Genomic DNA, 17,527 nt, shown 5'->3' with positions numbered 1-17,527 from the left:
TCACGAGGGCCCGCTCCCGCTTCCCGGGGAGCGGGCCCTCGCACGTCGTTAAGGTGAACCCATGAGCGCACCCTCCCGCCCGTCTCCCGCCGCCGCCCCCGCACGGAACGCTGCGCGCGCCCCCCGCGCCTTCGACCGCGGCCACACCGACGACCTCATGTCCTTCCTGGCGGCCGGCCCGACGCCGTACCACGCCGTGGCGAACGCCGCCGAGCGGCTGGAGAAGGCCGGCTTCCGCCAGGTCGCGGAGACGGACGCCTGGGACGGGACGGCCGGTGGCGCGTACGTGCTGCGCGGCGGCGCGATCGTGGCCTGGTACGCCCCCGAGGGCGCCCGGCCGCACACCCCCTTCCGCATCGTCGGCGCCCACACCGACTCCCCCAACCTGCGCGTGAAGCCGCGGCCCGACACGGGGACGCACGGCTGGCGCCAGATCGCCGTGGAGATCTACGGCGGACCGCTGATGAACTCCTGGCTGGACCGGGACCTGGGCCTGGCCGGCCGCCTCACCCTGCGGGACGGCTCGACCCGCCTGGTGAACGTCGACCGCCCGCTGCTCCGCGTCCCCCAGCTCGCCATCCACATGGACCGCAACGTGTCCGCGGAGGGCCTCAAGCTCGACAAGCAGCGCCACCTGCAGCCCGTGTGGGGTCTCGGCGACACCGTCCGCGACGGCGACCTCATCGCCTTCCTGGAGGAGGAGGCCGGTCTGGCGCGCGGCGAGGTCACCGGCTGGGACCTGATGACCCACTCCGTGGAGCCCCCGGCCTACCTGGGCCGCGACAGGGAGCTGGTGGCCGGCCCCCGCATGGACAACCTCCTGTCCGTGCACGCCGGGGTGGCCGCCCTGGCCGCGGTCGCGGCCTCCGGCGCGGACCTCCCGTACATCCCCGTCCTCGCCGCCTTCGACCACGAGGAGACCGGCTCGCAGTCGGACACGGGCGCGGACGGCCCGCTGCTCGGCAGCGTGCTGGAGCGCTCGGTGTTCGCGCGCGGCGGCTCGTACGAGGACCGGGCGCGCGCCTTCGCCGGCACGGTCTGCCTCTCCTCCGACACCGGCCACGCCGTGCACCCCAACTACGCGGAGCGGCACGACCCGACGCACCACCCGCGCGTCAACGGCGGCCCCATCCTCAAGGTCAACGTCAACAACCGGTACGCCACGGACGGTTCGGGACGCGCGGTGTTCGCCGCCGCCTGCGAGAAGGCGGGCGTCCCCTTCCAGACCTTCGTCTCCAACAACACCATGCCGTGCGGCACGACCATCGGACCGATCACCGCGGCCCGGCACGGCATCAGCACCGTGGACATCGGCTCCGCCATCCTCTCGATGCACAGCGCCCGGGAGTTGTGCGGCGCCGACGACCCGTACCTGCTGGCGAACGCGCTGGTGGCGTTCCTCCAGCCGTAGGACCGGCCCGTCGGCCGTCAACCCGGAACGGCGCGCCACGGCATGGGGGTTGACACGCGGGGTACCCGAACGGAACCGGATCGCCCGGAAACCCGGAACCGACCGGATCTACAGGGAGGCAACAGTCATGGGCCTCGGCGGGTGCATCATCCTCATCGCCGTGGGAGCCATCCTCACGTTCGCGACCGACTGGGACATGCAGGGTGTCAACGTCGACCTGGTCGGTGTCATCCTCATGATCGTCGGTCTGATCGGTGTCGCGACGTTCAGCAGCATCGCCCGGCGCCGCCGGCTCGTGATGCCGCCGACGACCCCGGTCGTCGAGGAGCGGCCCCACCACCCCACGCGCGACGGCTACCACAACGGCTACGGCGCCTGATCCGCCCGCGGGCCGGGCACCCGGGCCGGCCGGCGCGGGGCGGACGGCTCACGGGGCGGACGGCCCGTGACCGACGCGGTGGGACGGACCACGGCTCCCCGGTCCCGGCCGTGGACGGCCGCTTCGGCGCGCAGGGCCCCTCGGGGTGGCCGAACCGGAGGGGCGGGTGCCGGGCCGTGCCGGCCCGACGACCGTGAGAGCGTCGCCGCCACGCCCAGCGCCGGGTCGTGGCGGCGCAGGGGGTGGCCGTCAGCCTGTCGGCCTACCGGCCGCGTTCCCCGTCGTCGCGCGGGGAAGCGATCACGCCATGAGATTCCTCGTGTACGACCGGCTCCTCGGCTTCGGTGACGACTACTGGATCGAGGACGACAACGGCGACAAGGTGTACCTCGTCGACGGCAAGGCGATGCGGCTGCGGGACACCTGGGAGCTGAAGGACACCCAGGGCCGGGTCCTCGTCGACATCCACCAGAAGATGCTCGCCCTGCGCGACACGATGGTGATCGAGCGGAGCGGCGAGCCGCTGGCCCGGATCAGGCGCAAGCGGCTGTCCCTGCTGCGCAACCACTACCGGGTCTCCCTGGCCGACGGCACCGAGCTGGACGTCAGCGGCAGGATCTTCGACCGGGAGTTCGCCATCGAGTACGACGGCGAACTCCTGGCCGTCGTCTCCCGGCGGTGGCTGACCCTGCGGGACACCTACGGCGTGGACGTCGTACGGGACGACGCGGACCCGGCCCTGCTGATCGCGCTGACGGTGTGCGTGATCCACCTCGCGGAGAAGGAACGCGAGAAGGACGGGGCGGACGGGGAGGACGGAGCGGACGCCGGGAACGGCTGACGGTCAGGTCAAGGGGCGGGGCGGCCCTGCGGCGGTTCGACGGCGGTCCGGCGGCGGCCCCGGGGACGGCTCAGCCGCGCGGCCGGTCCGGCCCCCGGGCCGCACGCACGTCGACCGGCCCGGAGCGGGCGCACGGCCGGGCGCCGGTGCCTCACCGCCGCGGCGCCTCCAGCCCCAGCATCCGGTCCTTGAGGGCCGGGAACTGCTCGCGGGTGCGTGCCGCCTTCGCCGGATCGAACTCCACCGTGAGGACCTCCTCGCCCGCACCGGCCTCCGCCAGCACCTCGCCCCAGGGGTCGACCACGATCGAGTGACCGGCCTGCGGAACTCCGGCGTGTGTCCCGGCCGTTCCGCAGGCGAGGACGAACGCCTGGTTCTCCACCGCCCGGGCCCGCGCCAGGAGCGTCCAGTGGGACCGGCGGCGCTCCGGCCAGCCCGCCGGGACGACGAGGGTCTCGGCACCGGCGTCGACGAGGCCGCGGAAGAGTTCGGGGAAGCGGAGGTCGTAGCAGGTCGCCACACCGGCGGTCGTCTCCGGCAGACGGACCGTCACCAGCTCGCTGCCCGCGCCCATCAGCACCGCCTCGCCCCTGTCGAAGCCGAACCGGTGGATCTTGCGGTAGGCCGCCGCCAGCTCACCGGAGGGGGACAGGACGAGGGAGGTGTTGTAGAGCTGCCCGTCGGCGGCGCGCTCGGGGACCGACCCCGCGTGCAGCCACACGCCCGCCTCGCTCGCCGCCTCCGCCATCACCTCGTACGTCGGGCCGTCCAGCGGCTCGGCCTCCGCGTCGAACGAAGCGAAGGCGAAGGCGCCCGTGGTCCACAGCTCCGGCAGGACGACGAGATCGGCGGCGCCCGCCTGCTCCCGTACCAGCGAGGCCGCACGCCGACGACGCGCTTGAACCGATTCGTCCTCGTTCACGGCGATTTGGATCAAAGAGGCGCGCACACTACCACCGTCCTGGCATTCGAGCCGTCCACACGGGCCTACGATCGTCACACGAAAGCACTGCCGGGGTGCCGCACAGCAGCGTAACTTGGGGGTTCCCCCGGTTCGAGCGGAGTCGAGGGCCGGGGGACCCGAGACGACGCCGACCGCAGCCACCTCCCACTGGCACCGCCGCCACAATCTGCCCGCGTACCGACCGCCGAGGGGTCCCGTTCCGTGAGTCTGCATCCCACCCTCCAGCCCTACGCCGACGCCTGGACTCACTCCATCGAGGCGATATCCGAGCTGGTCCAGCCGCTTGTGGAAGCAGAGTGGAACCGCCGCACGCCCTGCCCGGCCTGGTCGGTGCGCGATGTCGTCTCCCACGTGATGGGCCTGGACTCGGAGATGCTGGGCGACCCGCGCCCCATCCACACGCTCCCGCGCGACCTCTTCCACGTCACCAACGACCACCAGCGCTACATGGAGATGCAGGTCGACGTCCGCCGCCACCACACGGCGCCGGAGATGACGTCCGAGCTGGAGTACATGATCATCCGGCGCAACCGCCAGCTGCGGAACGAGTCCCGGGACCCCGGCACGAAGGTGCGCGGCCCGCTCGGCACCGAGCTGACCCTGGAAGAGGCGATGCGCCGGCACGCCTTCGACGTGTGGGCGCACGAGCAGGATCTGCGCACGGCTCTCGGCCGCCCCGGCAACCTCGACTCCCCCGGCGCGCTCGTCGCCCGTGACGTGCTCCTCGGCGAGCTGCCGGGCGTCGTCGCCGAGCGCGCGGACGCGCCCCGCAGCTCGGCCGTCGTCTTCGACGTCCACGGCCCGGTCGAGTTCCTGCGCACGATCCGCGTCGACATCCAGGGCCGCGGCACCCTGGAGACGGCCCCCGCCCTCGGCCCCGCCGCCACCCTCTCCCTCGACTGGGAGACCTACGTCCGTCTGGCCTGCGGCCGCGTGACCCCGGAGGCGGCGGCGGACCGCATCAAGGCGGAGGGCGACCCGGACCTGACGGCGGCGATCCTGCGGAACTTCGTCGTCACCCCGTAGCGCCGGAGCGGGCGGGCAACTGGGGGCAGGGCCCCCAGCCGCGCCCCCCACCACGCCGACGCCAGCCGCGCCCCCCGCCGGCACCGGGCGACCGCGCACAGGGCGCCTACACCGGCACGTGCGCCGTCTCCACCCGGCTCGCGACCAGCCGCTCCCGCTCCCTGCTCGCCGCCCGCCCGCGCAGCCGCAGGATCTGCGTCACGCCGAGCGCCTGGAGGACGAACACCGAGGAGAACGCGACCCGGTAGTCGTCGCCGGTGGCGTCCAGCAGCACCCCGATCGCGAACAACGTGGTCATCGACGCCACGAAGCCCCCCATGTTCGTGATGCCGGACGCCGTCCCCTGCCGCTGGGGCGGATTCGCCGGCCGCGCGAAGTCGAAGCCGATCATCGACGCCGGCCCGCACGCGCCGAGCACCGTGCACAGTACGACGAGCAGCCACATCGGCGCCCGGTCGGCGGGGTAGGCGAGCGTCGCCGCCCACAGGAGGGCCGTCGCGCCCACCGTGCCGAGCGCCAGCGGCAGCCGCGCCGCGTGGTGCCGGGCGATGACCTGGCCGTAGACCAGGCCGACCGTCATGTTGGACAGCACGACGAGGGTGAGCAGCCCGCCGGCCGTGCCCCGGGACAGCCCCTGCGCCTCGACCAGGAACGGCATCCCCCACAGCAGCAGGAACACCATCGCCGGGAACTGGGTGGTGAAGTGCACCCACAGACCGAGCCGCGTCCCCGGCTCCCGCCAGGACGTGGCGATCTGCCGCCGTACGTAGGCGGCACCCTGGTGCGGCGGCGGCTCAGGCTCGTGGCCCTCCGGGTGGTCCTTCAGGAACAGCAGCAGGAGGACGAGGACGACCACGCCCGCCAGCGCGCTGCCCGCGAACGCCGCCGTCCACCCGATGCCGTGCAGCAGCCGGGCGAGGACGAGGGTGGAGACCAGGTTGCCCGCCATGCCGACCAGTCCGGCGACCTGGGCGACCATCGGCCCGCGCCGGGCCGGGAACCAGCGGGTGCCCAGCCGCAGCACGCTGATGAACGTCATCGCGTCCCCGCAGCCGAGCAGCGCCCGGGAGGCGAGCGCCATGCCGTACGACGGTGAGAGGGCGAAGCCCAGCTGCCCCACCGTGAACAGCACCACGCCGATGCCCAGCACCCTCTTCGTGCCGAGCCGGTCGACCAGCAGGCCGACGGGTATCTGCATGCCGGCGTAGACCAGCAGCTGGAGGATGGAGAAGGTGGACAGGGCCGAGGCGTTGACGTGGAAGCGGTCGGCCGCGTCGAGGCCCGCCACCCCCAGCGACGTACGGAAGATGACGGCGACGAAGTAGACGGAGACGCCGACGCCCCACACGGCGATCGCGCGGCGACCGCCCGGAGGATCGCCCGGCAGACCCCCCGAGCCGCTCATCGGACCTCGCCCCGGGCCAGGTGCGAGAACCAGCCCACGTGCCGGTGGACCACACCGACGGCCGCCTCGGCGTCCCCGGAGCGCAGCGCGCCCAGGATCTCCTCGTGCTCGGCCAGGGTCTTGGCGATCCGGTCGGGGTGGGAGTGCATGACGGCGACGCCCATGCGCAGCTGGCGATCGCGGAGCTGGTCGTAGAGGCGGTTGAGGATCTCGTTGCCGCCGCTGCGGACGATCTCGGCGTGGAAGCAGCGGTCGGTGACGGCGGCGGCGGCGTAGTCACCGGCGGCGGCCTGTTCCCGCTGCCGGGCGAGCAGCTCCTCCAGCCGCTCGACGAGGCCGGGCGGCGCGGGCACGGCCTTCCTGGCCGCGTGCTCCTCGACCAGCAGCCGGGTCTCCACCACGTCCGCGATCTCCTGCGCGGAGACGGGCAGGACCAGGGCGCCCTTCTTCGGGTAGAGCCGGATCAGCCCCTCGGCCTCCAGCCGGAGCAGCGCCTCGCGCACCGGTGTGCGGGAAACCCCCACTGCCTCGGCCAGCTCACCCTCGGTGAGCAGGGTCCCGCCCTCGTAGCTGCGCTCCAGGACACCCTGTTTGACGTGGGTGTAGACGCGGTCCGCCGCGGGGGGTTGCTTCACTGCCGTGATCATGCCGACAGGATAGATACAACAGAGACGCAAGCGGCGGGCCGTCCATCATGCGGACGCCGGACCACCCGTCAGAGGGGACGCGGCGGCCTCTGCCGACCGCCGCGCAACCATCCGTGCTATTCACGTGTCGCACAGACGCGGTCCGGGCCACACCGACCACAACTGGGCCGCACTCCAGGGGAATTCACAGCAATCGGGGTAATCGACTTGATACACACCATTCAGGGCACCCGCCTCCGCAGAGCCGTTGCCGTCGCCCTGACCAGCGGCGCCGTGCTCGCGACCGGAGCCCTCTCCACCGTGCCCGCGCAGGCCGCACCCGCGCAGGCGGCACCCGCACAGCCCGCGACCGCGCAGGCGGCGTCCGCGAAGACGGCGTCCCTGAAGACGGCGTCCCTGAAGGCCGTCGCCGTGCCCTCGGTGGCCGCCAAGGGCGGCTTCGTGATGGACCACGCGAACGGCACGTCGCTCTACACCAAGGCCGCGGACACCAAGCGCGCCACCGGCTCCACCACCAAGATCATGACCGCCAAGGTCGTGCTGGCGCAGCCGAAGCTGAACCTGGACGCCAAGGTCACGATCCAGATGGCGTACAGCGACTACATCGTGTCGAAGAACGCCTCCTCGGCGCGTCTGATCGTCGGCGACAAGGTGACGGTGCGGCAGCTGCTCCACGGGCTGATGCTGCCGTCCGGCTGCGACGCCGCCTACGCGCTGGCCGACAAGTTCGGCACGGGCACGACGCGGGCGGCTCGGGTGAAGTCGTTCATCGGCAAGATGAACGCCACCGCCAAGAGCCTCGGCCTGAAGAACACGTACTTCGACTCGTTCGACGGCATCGGCAACGGCAGGAACTACTCCACGCCGCGCGATCTGACGAAGCTCGCGAGCAGCGCGATGAAGAACTCCACCTTCCGCGCGATCGTGAAGACGAAGAAGTACACGGCGAAGACGGTCACCAGGACGGGCGGCACCCGCACGATGGCGCCCTGGACCAACACCAACACGCTGCTGGGCAGTTACAGCGGCGCGATCGGCGTGAAGACCGGGTCGGGTACGGAGGCCAAGTACTGCCTGGTCTTCGCCGCGACCCGCAAGGGCCGGACCGTCATCGGCACGGTACTGACCTCCTCGTCGTCGGCGCAGCGCGCCAAGGACGCGACGAAGCTCATGGACTACGGCTTCGCCAGGCTCGGCTGACGCCCCGCCACCCCACCCCCGAACGGGCCCGTCGCCACGACGCCGGGCCCGTTCTGCGTCCCGGTGGATCCCATGGTGGTGATACGGCCCCGGGGCCACCGTGCCGACTTCGCGGTGAGCGTCGACGACGCGGAGCGGGGCGCGGCCCTGCTCAACGCGCCGGCAACCGGAGGCCGGCCCCGGCGCTGAGGGCCCGCGCGAACGCGGGCGCGCGTCACCGGAACGAGGGGGAAGCGGACCGGCACCGGCACCGGCACGGCGGAGCCGCGTGGCCCCTCGGGGTCACGCGGCTCCGTCTGTCGCGCCTGCGCCCGGGTGAGGCGGGCGCTTGGGCTGTTCCGTCGTGCCTACGCCCAGGTGAGCAGGCGCTTGGGCTGTTCCAGGATCGCCGCCACGTCGGCGAGGACCTTGGAGCCCAGCTCCCCGTCGACCAGGCGGTGGTCGAAGCTCAGCGCCAGGGTGGTCACCTGACGCGGCTTCACCTTGCCCTTGTGCACCCACGGCTGGAGCTTGATCGCGCCGACCGCGAGGATCGCGGACTCGCCGGGGTTCAGGATCGGCGTACCGGTGTCGACGCCGAAAACGCCGACGTTGGTGATGGTCACCGTGCCGCCCTGCATGGCGCCGGGACTCGTCCTGCCCTCCCGGGCCGTCGAGACCAGCTCGCCCAGGGATGCCGCCAGCTGCGGCAGCGTCTGGGCGTGGGCGTCCTTGATGTTCGGCACGATCAGGCCGCGCGGGGTCGCGGCGGCGATGCCCAGGTTGACGTAGTGCTTGACCACGATCTCCTGCGCCGCCTCGTCCCAGGACGCGTTGACGTCGGGGTTGCGCTTGATCGCCACCAGCAGGGCCTTGGCGATCAGCAGGAGCGGGTTCACCCGCAGGCCCGTGAACTCCTTGTCCTGCTTCAGCTCCTCGACCAGCTTCATCGTGCGCGTCACGTCGACCGTGACGAACTCGGTGACGTGCGGCGCGGTGAACGCGGAGCCGACCATCGCCGCGGCCGTCGCCTTGCGGACACCCTTGACCGGGACGCGGGTCTCACGCGCCGTGTCGTACGACGCCGCGGCCGGGGCCGGGGAGGAGGCCGCGGGCTTGGCTGCGGGTGCCGCCTCGGGCTCCGGGGCCGGGGCCGAGGCCGGGGCCACCGCCGCGTGCACGTCCTCGCGTGTGATGACGCCGTCCGGGCCGGTCGGCGTGACCGTGGCCAGGTCGACGCCGAGGTCCTTGGCCAGCTTGCGCACCGGGGGCTTGGCGAGCGGACGCTCCCGGGTGACCGGCACGGCCGGCCCGTGGCCGTTCAACTCCGCCTGGATCGAGGCGGACGCCGCCGCCTCCGGGCCCGGGGCCTGAGCGCCCTTGCGGGGGCGGCGGCGGGTCGCGGAGGTGGACACCCCGTACCCGACCAGGACCGGCTGGCGGCCCTCCGGCTTCTTCTCCTCCGCCTCGGCCGGCGCGGACGCCGCGCCCTCCGCGCCCCCGACGGGTGCCTGCGCCGGCTCCGGCACGGGCGCCGCCGCCGCGCCGCCGACGGCCACCGCGATGATCGACGTGCCCACGTCGACCGTGGTGCCCTCGGGGAAGTGCAGCTCGCGGACCACGCCGTCGTAGGGGATGGGCAGTTCGACGGCGGCCTTCGCCGTCTCGACCTCGCACACCACCTGGCCGTCGGTGACCGTGTCACCGGGCTGGACGTACCACTTGAGGATCTCGGCCTCGGTGAGTCCCTCGCCCACGTCGGGCATCTTGAACTCGCGTACGGACCCTTCGGTCATCGTCGTCACGGCCCTCTCCTCAGTACGCCAGCGAGCGGTCGACGGCATCGAGCACCCGGTCCAGGTCGGGCAGGTACTCCTCCTCCAGGCGGGCCGGCGGGTACGGGGCGTGGTAGCCGCCGACCCTCAGCACCGGGGCCTCCAGGTGGTAGAAGCAGCGCTCGGTGATCCGGGCGGCGATCTCCGCGCCGGAGCCCAGGAACACCGGCGCCTCGTGGACCACGACCAGGCGGCGGGTCTTCTCCACCGACGCCTGGATCGTGTCGAAGTCGACCGGGGAGATGGACCGCAGGTCCACGACCTCCAGCGCGCGGCCCTCCTCGGCCGCCGCGTCGGCGACCTCCTGGCAGAGCTTCACCATCGGGCCGTAGGCGGCCAGCGTGAGGTCGGTGCCCTCGCGGACCACGCGCGCGGTGTGCAGCGGGCCGGGGATCGCCTCGGGGTCGACCTCGCCCTTGTCCCAGTAGCGCCGCTTGGGCTCGAAGTAGATCACCGGGTCGTCGCTCTGGATGGCCTGCTGCATCATCCAGTAGGCGTCCGCCGCGTTCGACGGCGAGACCACCTTCAGGCCCGCCACGTGCGCGAACAGCGCCTCCGGCGACTCGGAGTGGTGCTCGACCGCGCCGATGCCGCCGCCGTAGGGGATGCGGATGACGACCGGCATCCTGACCTTGCCCAGCGAGCGGGCGTGCATCTTCGCCAGCTGGGTGACGATCTGGTCGTAGGCCGGGAAGACGAAGCCGTCGAACTGGATCTCCACCACCGGGCGGTAGCCGCGCAGGGCCAGGCCGATGGCGGTACCGACGATGCCGGACTCCGCCAGCGGGGTGTCGACGACCCGGTCCTCGCCGAAGTCCTTCTGCAGGCCGTCGGTGACCCGGAAGACGCCACCGAGCTTGCCGACGTCCTCGCCCATGATCAGGACCTTGGGGTCCGAATCCAGCGCGCGGCGCAGCGACTCGTTGATCGCCTTGGCCAGCGCCATCTTTACCGCCGCCATGTCAGACCCCCTCGGTCTCTGCGAACGACGCCTGGTAGGCGGCGAACTGGGCCCGCTCCTCGTCGACGAGCGCGTGCCCGTCCGCGTACACGTTCTCGAAGATGGCGAAACGGTCCGGGTCCGGCATGGCACGGACCACTTCGCGCACTCGTTTGCCCAACGCCTCGCTCTCCGACTCCAGTTCCCCGAAGAATCCCTCGTCCGCGTGGTTTGCGGACTCCAGGAAGCGGCGAAGGCGCAGGATCGGGTCCTTCGCCTCCCAGGCGGCCCGCTCGTCGTCGTGCCGGTAGCGGGAGGGGTCGTCCGAGGTGGTGTGGGCACCCATGCGGTACGTGTACGCCTCGATCAGCGCCGGGCCCTCACCGCGCCGCGCCCGCTCCAGCGCCCACCGGGTGACCGCGAGGCAGGCCAGCGCGTCGTTGCCGTCGACGCGCACGCCGGGGAAGCCGAAGCCCTGGGCGCGCTGGTAGAGCGGCACCCGGGTCTGCTTCTCGTTGGACTCGGAGATGGCCCACTGGTTGTTCTGGCAGAAGAACACCACGGGGGCGTTGTAGACGGCGGCGAAGTTGAACGCCTCGCTCACGTCGCCCTGGCTGGAGGCGCCGTCGCCGAAGTAGGCGATCACGGCGGAGTCCGCGCCGTCCTTGGTGATGCCCATGGCGTAGCCCGTGGCGTGCAGCGCCTGCGAGCCGATGACGATGGTGTACAGGTGGAAGTTGTTGCCGTTGGGGTCCCAGCCGCCGTTGTTCACGCCGCGGAACATGCCGAGCAGGTTGGTCGGGTCCACCCCGCGGCACCAGGCGACGCCGTGCTCGCGGTAGGTCGGGAAGACGTAGTCGTCCTCGCGGGTGGCCCGGCCGGAGCCGATCTGGGCGGCCTCCTGGCCCAGCAGCGAGGCCCACAGGCCCAGCTCGCCCTGGCGCTGCAGCGCGGTGGCCTCGGCGTCGAAGCGCCGGGTGAGCACCATGTCGCGGTACAGGCCGCGCAGCTCGTCGGGGGTGATGTCGGCGACGTACTGGGCGTACTCGGCGTAGGGCGAGTTCGCGGCGGTCTCGACGCGTTCGCCCTCGGGCGTCAGCAGCTGCACCAGCTCCGTCGCGGAGTCCTTCGCGGCAGCGGTGCGGGGGGTGCGCCTGGCGCCGGTGGCGCCGGCCTTCGCGGCTGCGGCACCGGCCTTGGTGCCGGTGCTACCGGTCGCCTTGCTTCCGGCGCTGCGTCGCGGCTTGCGCGCGGCAGTGCTCTCGGTCACGTGTGCTCCTCCGTCGGTCCGGCCCCCGGGTTCGCCGGAAGCCAGTGCGGCTCACCTGCGGCCCGGCGGACGCACGAGGGTGGGTGCGGCCCGGTCGGGAACAGGCGTGACAGGTGCCCCGGCGAGCGCCCTGCGAACAGCACGTTACCCAGTGCTCCACATTTCTGTGAAACCCCTCCTGACCTGCGTTTTTACTCGGATTTCCAAGTAAATCGGCGAAGCGCGGAGGTTTTGCTGGTCACAGCCTCGCAGGGGGCCGGAACAACGGCACGTTATCCCGGCCACCCCGGGCACGGGAAGAGTCGGTGTGCGAGACCGGGCGTGTGCGTGAAGCCGGACATGTCCGGGTATTTCTTTTCGACGACCACGAGGTCGTCCGCCGGGGGCCACGATCTGCTCGCGGGCGAGGCCGGTGTCGAGGTGGTGGGCGAGGCCGGTACGGCGGCCGAGGCGCCGGCCCGGATGCCGGCCACCCGTCCGGACGTGGCGGTGCTGGACGTCCGGCTGCCGGGCGGCAGCGGCGTGGAGGGGTGCCGGGAGATCCGCTCCCGGGACGAGTCCGTCCGGTGCCTCGCGCCGACCTCCTTCGCCGACGACGAGACCCTCTTCGACGCGATCATGGCGGGCGCCTCCGGCCACGTCCTCAAGGACGCCTGACGCCCGGACGAACGCGACGTGCGCGTGGAGCCCGTTTCCGGGCCGCACGCGCGCGTGGAGTGGCTTCCGCGTCAGTCGCTCACCGGGTCGACGCCGCCCGGGTCGCCGGTCGCCCCGCCGACGGTGCCGCCGGTCGGGTCACCGGTCGCGCCGCCGTCGGTGCCGCCGGTCGGGTCACCGGTGGGGTCGCCCGTCGGATCGCCCGTGGGCGTCGTCGGGTCCCCGGTCGGGTCGCCCGTCGGATCGCCGGTCGGGTCCTGGGTCACGCTCTGCGAGGGCGTGTACGACGGTGTGTACGACGGCGTGTAGTCCCCGCCGCCCGTGCCGCCCCCGCCGTTGCCCTGCCCCGTGCCCGGGTCGGCGGACTCCTGCGTCTCCTCGCTGCTGGGCGACGTGCTGGGCGACTCCTTGTCGGAACTCTGCGAGGTGGAGGCCGACGGGCTCTTGTCCGTGTCGGTGCCGCCCTCGCCGCCGCCGTCGTTGTTCATGGCCAGCGCGACGCCCGCGGCGATGGCGATCACCGCGAGGACGGCCAGGATCCACAGCTTGCCGCGGCCGCCGCCTTTGGCGCCGTGGCCCTCGAAGCCGCCGTCGTCGCCCCCGCCGTAGCGGTTCGGCAGGATCGGCTGGGGGATCTGCTGGGTGCCCGAGGCACCGTGGTCGGGGTGCGGCAGCACGGAGGTCCCGGCGAGGCCGGCCGCCGCGGCGTACCGGCCGTCGTGCGCGGCGACCGGGCCGGTGTTCCAGGTGCCGGTGTGACCGCCCTGCTCGTACAGCATCTGCAGCCCGTACTGGACCAGGCCGCGCATCTCCTCGGCGGTCTGGAAACGGTCGTCGGGCTCCTTGGCCAGCGAGCGCATCACCAGGCCGTCCAGCTCCGGCGGGGTGGCGTCGGAGACCTCGGACGGGGGCGTGGGGATGTCCTGGACGTGCTGATAGACCACCGACAGCGGGGTCTCGCCGGTGAACGGAGGGCGCAGCGCGAGCAGTTCGTACAGCAGGCAGCCGGTCGCGTACAGGTCGGAGCGGTGGTCGACGGCCTTGCCGAGGGCCTGCTCCGGGGAGAGGTACTGCGGGGTGCCCATGACCATGCCGGTCTGCGTCATCGTCGTGGACGCGCCGTGCAGGGCGCGGGCGATGCCGAAGTCCATGACCTTCACCGCGCCGTTGTGCGTGATGATCACGTTGGCCGGCTTGATGTCGCGGTGGACGATGCCGTGCTGGTGCGAGTAGGCGAGCGCCTCCAGGACACCGGAGACGATGATCAGCGCCTGCTCGGGGCCGGGCGCCTCGGCGTTGAGGAGGAGGTCGCGGATGGTGCGGCCCTCGACGATCTCCATCACGATGTACGGCACGGACTGGCCGCCGACGAAGTCCTCGCCGGAGTCGTACACGGCCACGATGGCGTGGTGGTTGAGCCCGGCCACCGACTGCGCCTCGCGCGTGAAGCGCGCCTTGGAGACCGGGTCCTCGGCGAGGTCGGCGCGCAGCAGCTTGACGGCCACGGTGCGTCCGAGGCGGACGTCCTCGGCGGCGAACACCTCGGCCATGCCGCCCCGCCCGAGCCTGCGGGTCAGCCGGTACCGGCCGTCGCCGACCAGGCCGCCGTTGCCCCAGGTCTCCGGCGCGTCAGACATACCGCCGCCAGTCGCCTCGGGATCGGACGGGCCCTGGGCGCGCTGCTGCTGTGCCATCAGTCCTCGCCGTCGTTTCTGCCCGCGGTGCGCGCGGTGTTGTTACGGTCTCCGTCGGCCACGCTACAGCCTTCACGGGGGCCATCGGTCCGAGATGGGCGCCGGAACCGGCATCGAGACGGACCGGTCATGAAACCCTGGTTCCGTACTGTCGTGCAAATTCCGTGTACCGGCGGTACGCCGGCTGTAACGCTTCCGCGACGCTTCTTCCGCGTACGGTCACGGAACGGGCACCGCGCTTGACGTGTCAGTGCCCTGGGGCAGACTTGGCCGGGAATAGCACTTTCGAACACGAGCGTGCGTGCCGCCTCCAACGGCGCCAACGCCTACGGGGGACACGGACACATGAGCCAGGACGCCGGACAGGGCCGGTACGCGGGGCGGGCGCTCGCCGGCGGCCGCTACCAGCTGCGCGACTTGCTCGGCGAGGGCGGCATGGCCTCGGTGCACCTGGCGTACGACTCGGTGCTGGACCGTCAGGTCGCGATCAAGACGCTGCACACCGAGCTGGGCCGCGAGCAGGCCTTCCGCGAGCGTTTCCGCCGCGAGGCCCAGGCCGTGGCCAAGCTCACGCACACCAACATCGTCTCCGTCTTCGACACCGGCGAGGACGAGCTGAACGGGCTGACGACGCCCTACATCGTCATGGAGTACGTCGAGGGGCGCCCGCTCGGCTCGGTGCTCGACGAGGACGTCCGGCAGCAGGGCGCGATGCCCGCCGACAAGGCGCTGAAGATCACCGCGGACGTGCTGGCGGCCCTGGAGATCAGCCACGAGATGGGCCTGGTCCACCGCGACATCAAGCCCGGCAACGTGATGATGACCAAGCGCGGCGTCATCAAGGTCATGGACTTCGGCATCGCCCGCGCCATGCAGTCCGGCGTGACGTCGATGACGCAGACCGGCATGGTCGTCGGCACCCCGCAGTACCTCTCGCCGGAGCAGGCCCTCGGCCGCGGCGTGGACGCCCGCTCCGACCTGTACTCGGTCGGCATCATGCTGTTCCAGCTGGTCACCGGACGCCTGCCGTTCGACGCGGACTCGCCGCTGGCCATCGCGTACGCGCACGTGCAGGAGGAGCCGGTCGCCCCGTCCTCCGTCAACCGCGCCCTGCCGCCGGCCGTGGACGCGCTGGTGGCCCGCGCGCTGAAGAAGAACCCCAACGAGCGCTTCCCCAGCGCCGAGGCCATGCGGGACGAGTGCCTGCGCGTCGCGGCCTCCTTCCGGCCGGCCGCGCCGAGCATCGTGCCCGGCACGCACGCGGCCAGCGGTGCGGGCGTCGGTTCCGCGGTGTTCCCGCCGGTCGACCAGTCCGCGCCCGCGCCCACGGGCCCCGTCCAGACGCCGTACCAGCCGACGCCGGCCCCGAACCCGTACGGCCCCCCGACGCCGGCCGCGCACTCACCCGCGTACGGCTATCCGCAGCAGGGCGGTTACCAGACGCCGGCCCCGTCGCCGTACGCGCCGCAGCAGCACCAGGCCGCGCAGACGCCGCCGCCGTACAACCTCACGCCCGCCACCTCCGTGTCCGGTTCCCCGGGCGGCGGCAAGGGCAACAAGAGGGTGATCATCGGGTCGGTGGCGGTCGCCGTGCTGGTGGCCGGCGGTCTGATCGGCACGCTGATGATGAACAACGGCGAGGACGACCCCGAGGGCGGGGACGCCACCGCCACCGCCAGTGCGTCCGCGTCGCAGGAGAAGGCGGCGGGCTACCGCGGGCCGGACAGGACGAAGACGATCGAGAAGGACGAGTGCACGGAGCCCGAGGAGTCGTACAACGACCCCGACAAGATCCAGGTGCCGGACTTCACCTTCAAGTACATCGGCTCGGTCAAGGAGTGCTTCCAGGCCGCCGGCTGGACGATGGAGGTCGTCGAGGTCGACGAGAACACGTACGGCGAGGGGTCGGTGCGGGACCAGTTCCCGACCCCCGGTACGGACGTCGACCCGAAGGACATGCCGGAAATCCAGCTGAAGGTCTCGACGGGCAACCCGCCGTCCGCCTGACCACGGCATGACGAAGGGCCCGGCGGCAGGTGCCGCCGGGCCCTTCGTCATGCCGTCGAGTGGGTGTTCCTACAGGTAGGGGCCGCCGATGCGGCCGCCCGGGTGCGGCGGCTCCTCGCCGTCCTGGCCGACGCCGGGCGGCAGCGCGCGGCGCATCTGCTCCAGCTGGGCCCGCGCGGCCATCTGCTGGGCGAACAGGGTGGTCTGGATGCCGTGGAACAGGCCCTCCAGCCAGCCGACCAACTGCGCCTGGGCGATCCGCAGCTCGGCGTCGGTCGGGGTCACGTCGTCCGTGAAGGGCAGGGAGAGCCGCTCCAGCTCCTTGACCAGCTCCGGCGCCAGACCGTCCTCCAGCTCCTTCACCGAGCTGGCGTGGATCTCCTTGAGCCGGGCCCGGCTCGCCTCGTCCAGGGGTGCGACGCGCACCTCCTCCAGCAGTTGCTTGATCATGCTGCCGATCCGCATGACCTTGGCAGGCTGCTCCACCTGCTCGGTCACCGGGATCTCGCGGGAGTCGTCGTCCCCGCCGCTGCCGCCGCCGCTGAGCGCCATACCGTCCTGGCCGACGACCAGGATCTGGGGGTTCTCCGGCGACCTGTCGTTCCTCGGCATCTCCATGGGGCCATTGTCGCGCACGCGTCCGCGCCGACCGTGCGGTGCCCCCCGGGGAAGGGCGGCCCGACACGATCGGCGGCGCCCGACATGCCGGTGAGACGGGCGGGGGTGAGGCTTGTTCCGTCTCTTTCCTGCGACTGGTACTCACCGGGAGGGGGTCACGGACGTGACTCCATGGCTGCGCACCCTGCGAGCGACGGGGCTGGTGGGGGTGGTGGGGGTGGTGGGGGTGAGCGTGCTGGTGTCGCCGTGCGGGGCGGAGGCGGCGTACGGCACCGGGGCGGCGGTGTCACGGGCCGCCGTGGCTCCTTCTCCGTCCGGGTCGGCCCCCGTTGGGGGGGCGGACTCCGACGAGCACGGTTCCGGTGGCCGGGATCGTCCCGAAGGCCCCGGGGGCGACGACGGGCACCGAGGCCCCGGGGAACTCGAGGGGCAGGACGGCCACAAGGGCCCCGACGGTCCCGACGGTCCCGAGGGCCACGACGGAGGCGAGGATGCGGCCGGGCCCGGCGCCGGCCCGGCCGCTCCGTCCGCCGGGGAATCCCGCCCGTCCGGCCGGCCGCCCTCCGGCCCGGCGGGCGACGGGGCACGCGGTTCCCGGTCCCCCTCCCCCTCCTCCTCGGCAGACGGTCCGGCCCCTTCCCGGGCGGGGAGCCG

14 protein-coding genes and 2 pseudogenes are annotated in these 17,527 nt (G+C 72.6%); 8 read left to right on the top strand and 8 right to left on the bottom strand.

Translation table 11 applies throughout. The features are described from left to right. Window positions 1-61: 61 nt before the first annotated feature. The 3 genes from ACVV2G_RS08030 (at window position 62) to ACVV2G_RS08020 (ending at window position 2,631) form a co-directional block, all read left to right on the top strand. Window positions 62-1,411, top strand: coding sequence for a M18 family aminopeptidase (locus ACVV2G_RS08030; protein ID WP_453841890.1), 1,350 nt, complete (start codon window positions 62-64; stop codon window positions 1,409-1,411). 127 nt (window positions 1,412-1,538) lie between these two features. Then, on the top strand, window positions 1,539-1,790 hold the full coding sequence (locus tag ACVV2G_RS08025) for a DUF6458 family protein (protein ID WP_453841889.1): 252 nt from the start codon (window positions 1,539-1,541) through the stop codon (window positions 1,788-1,790). A 307-nt stretch (window positions 1,791-2,097) separates the two neighbouring features. Next, on the top strand, window positions 2,098-2,631 hold the full coding sequence (locus tag ACVV2G_RS08020; protein ID WP_453841888.1) for an LURP-one-related/scramblase family protein: 534 nt from the start codon (window positions 2,098-2,100) through the stop codon (window positions 2,629-2,631). Between the two features lie 151 nt (window positions 2,632-2,782). Here ACVV2G_RS08020 and ACVV2G_RS08015 read toward each other — a convergent pair whose 3' ends face one another. Beyond that, window positions 2,783-3,580, bottom strand: coding sequence for a carbon-nitrogen family hydrolase (locus ACVV2G_RS08015; protein ID WP_453841887.1), 798 nt, complete (start codon window positions 3,578-3,580; stop codon window positions 2,783-2,785). A 216-nt stretch (window positions 3,581-3,796) separates the two neighbouring features. Here ACVV2G_RS08015 and ACVV2G_RS08010 point away from each other — a divergent pair, with 216 nt between their 5' ends. Then, window positions 3,797-4,621, top strand: a complete 825-nt coding sequence (locus tag ACVV2G_RS08010; RefSeq protein ID WP_453841886.1) for a maleylpyruvate isomerase family mycothiol-dependent enzyme — start codon at window positions 3,797-3,799, stop codon at window positions 4,619-4,621. A 106-nt stretch (window positions 4,622-4,727) separates the two neighbouring features. Here ACVV2G_RS08010 and ACVV2G_RS08005 read toward each other — a convergent pair whose 3' ends face one another. Further along, window positions 4,728-6,026 carry an MFS transporter gene (locus tag ACVV2G_RS08005; protein ID WP_453841885.1) on the bottom strand — a complete coding sequence of 433 codons (1,299 nt, stop codon included), beginning with the start codon at window positions 6,024-6,026 and terminating at the stop codon, window positions 4,728-4,730. After that, window positions 6,023-6,673 carry a GntR family transcriptional regulator gene (locus ACVV2G_RS08000; protein WP_453841884.1) on the bottom strand — a complete coding sequence of 217 codons (651 nt, stop codon included), beginning with the start codon at window positions 6,671-6,673 and terminating at the stop codon, window positions 6,023-6,025. The genes ACVV2G_RS08005 and ACVV2G_RS08000 overlap by 4 nt, the downstream gene beginning before the upstream one ends. Window positions 6,674-6,880: 207 nt before the next feature. On the opposite strand from ACVV2G_RS08000, the gene ACVV2G_RS07995 reads away from it, so the two are divergent. Continuing rightward, window positions 6,881-7,873, top strand: coding sequence for a D-alanyl-D-alanine carboxypeptidase family protein (locus ACVV2G_RS07995; protein WP_453841883.1), 993 nt, complete (start codon window positions 6,881-6,883; stop codon window positions 7,871-7,873). Window positions 7,874-7,948: 75 nt separating this feature from the next. Beyond that, window positions 7,949-8,062: pseudogene (locus ACVV2G_RS07990) on the top strand (DUF1648 domain-containing protein); the annotation flags it as partial. A gap of 158 nt (window positions 8,063-8,220) precedes the next feature. Here the strand turns inward: ACVV2G_RS07990 and ACVV2G_RS07985 are convergent. Genes ACVV2G_RS07985 through pdhA form a run of 3 tightly spaced genes read right to left on the bottom strand, consistent with a single transcriptional unit; the run spans window position 8,221 to window position 11,897 of the window. Beyond that, window positions 8,221-9,657: a dihydrolipoamide acetyltransferase family protein gene (locus tag ACVV2G_RS07985; RefSeq protein WP_453841882.1), complete on the bottom strand. Its 1,437-nt coding sequence runs from the start codon at window positions 9,655-9,657 to the stop codon at window positions 8,221-8,223. 10 nt (window positions 9,658-9,667) lie between these two features. Then, window positions 9,668-10,633: an alpha-ketoacid dehydrogenase subunit beta gene (locus tag ACVV2G_RS07980; RefSeq protein ID WP_453842050.1), complete on the bottom strand. Its 966-nt coding sequence runs from the start codon at window positions 10,631-10,633 to the stop codon at window positions 9,668-9,670. 16 nt (window positions 10,634-10,649) lie between these two features. Then, entirely contained in the window at window positions 10,650-11,897 is a 1,248-nt protein-coding gene (pdhA, locus tag ACVV2G_RS07975; RefSeq protein ID WP_453841881.1) for a pyruvate dehydrogenase (acetyl-transferring) E1 component subunit alpha, read from the bottom strand. A 323-nt stretch (window positions 11,898-12,220) separates the two neighbouring features. On the opposite strand from pdhA, the pseudogene ACVV2G_RS07970 reads away from it, so the two are divergent. After that, window positions 12,221-12,545 (top strand): annotated as a pseudogene (locus ACVV2G_RS07970) (response regulator); the annotation flags it as partial. A gap of 80 nt (window positions 12,546-12,625) precedes the next feature. Here the strand turns inward: ACVV2G_RS07970 and ACVV2G_RS07965 are convergent. Beyond that, window positions 12,626-14,248, bottom strand: a complete 1,623-nt coding sequence (locus tag ACVV2G_RS07965) for a protein kinase domain-containing protein (protein ID WP_453841880.1) — start codon at window positions 14,246-14,248, stop codon at window positions 12,626-12,628. 345 nt (window positions 14,249-14,593) lie between these two features. Between ACVV2G_RS07965 and ACVV2G_RS07960 the strand changes: the two genes are divergently transcribed. Then, the gene (locus ACVV2G_RS07960; protein ID WP_453841879.1) at window positions 14,594-16,255 is read left to right on the top strand and encodes a protein kinase domain-containing protein; all 1,662 of its coding nucleotides are present in this window, start codon (window positions 14,594-14,596) and stop codon (window positions 16,253-16,255) included. 69 nt (window positions 16,256-16,324) lie between these two features. Here the strand turns inward: ACVV2G_RS07960 and ACVV2G_RS07955 are convergent, their stop codons facing one another. Beyond that, the gene (locus ACVV2G_RS07955) at window positions 16,325-16,873 is read right to left on the bottom strand and encodes a bacterial proteasome activator family protein (protein ID WP_453841878.1); all 549 of its coding nucleotides are present in this window, start codon (window positions 16,871-16,873) and stop codon (window positions 16,325-16,327) included. Window positions 16,874-17,527 lie beyond the last annotated feature (654 nt).

This window comes from Streptomyces sp. JK94, from assembly GCF_053613315.1.
This window is presented reverse-complemented; position numbering and strand designations above follow the sequence as displayed.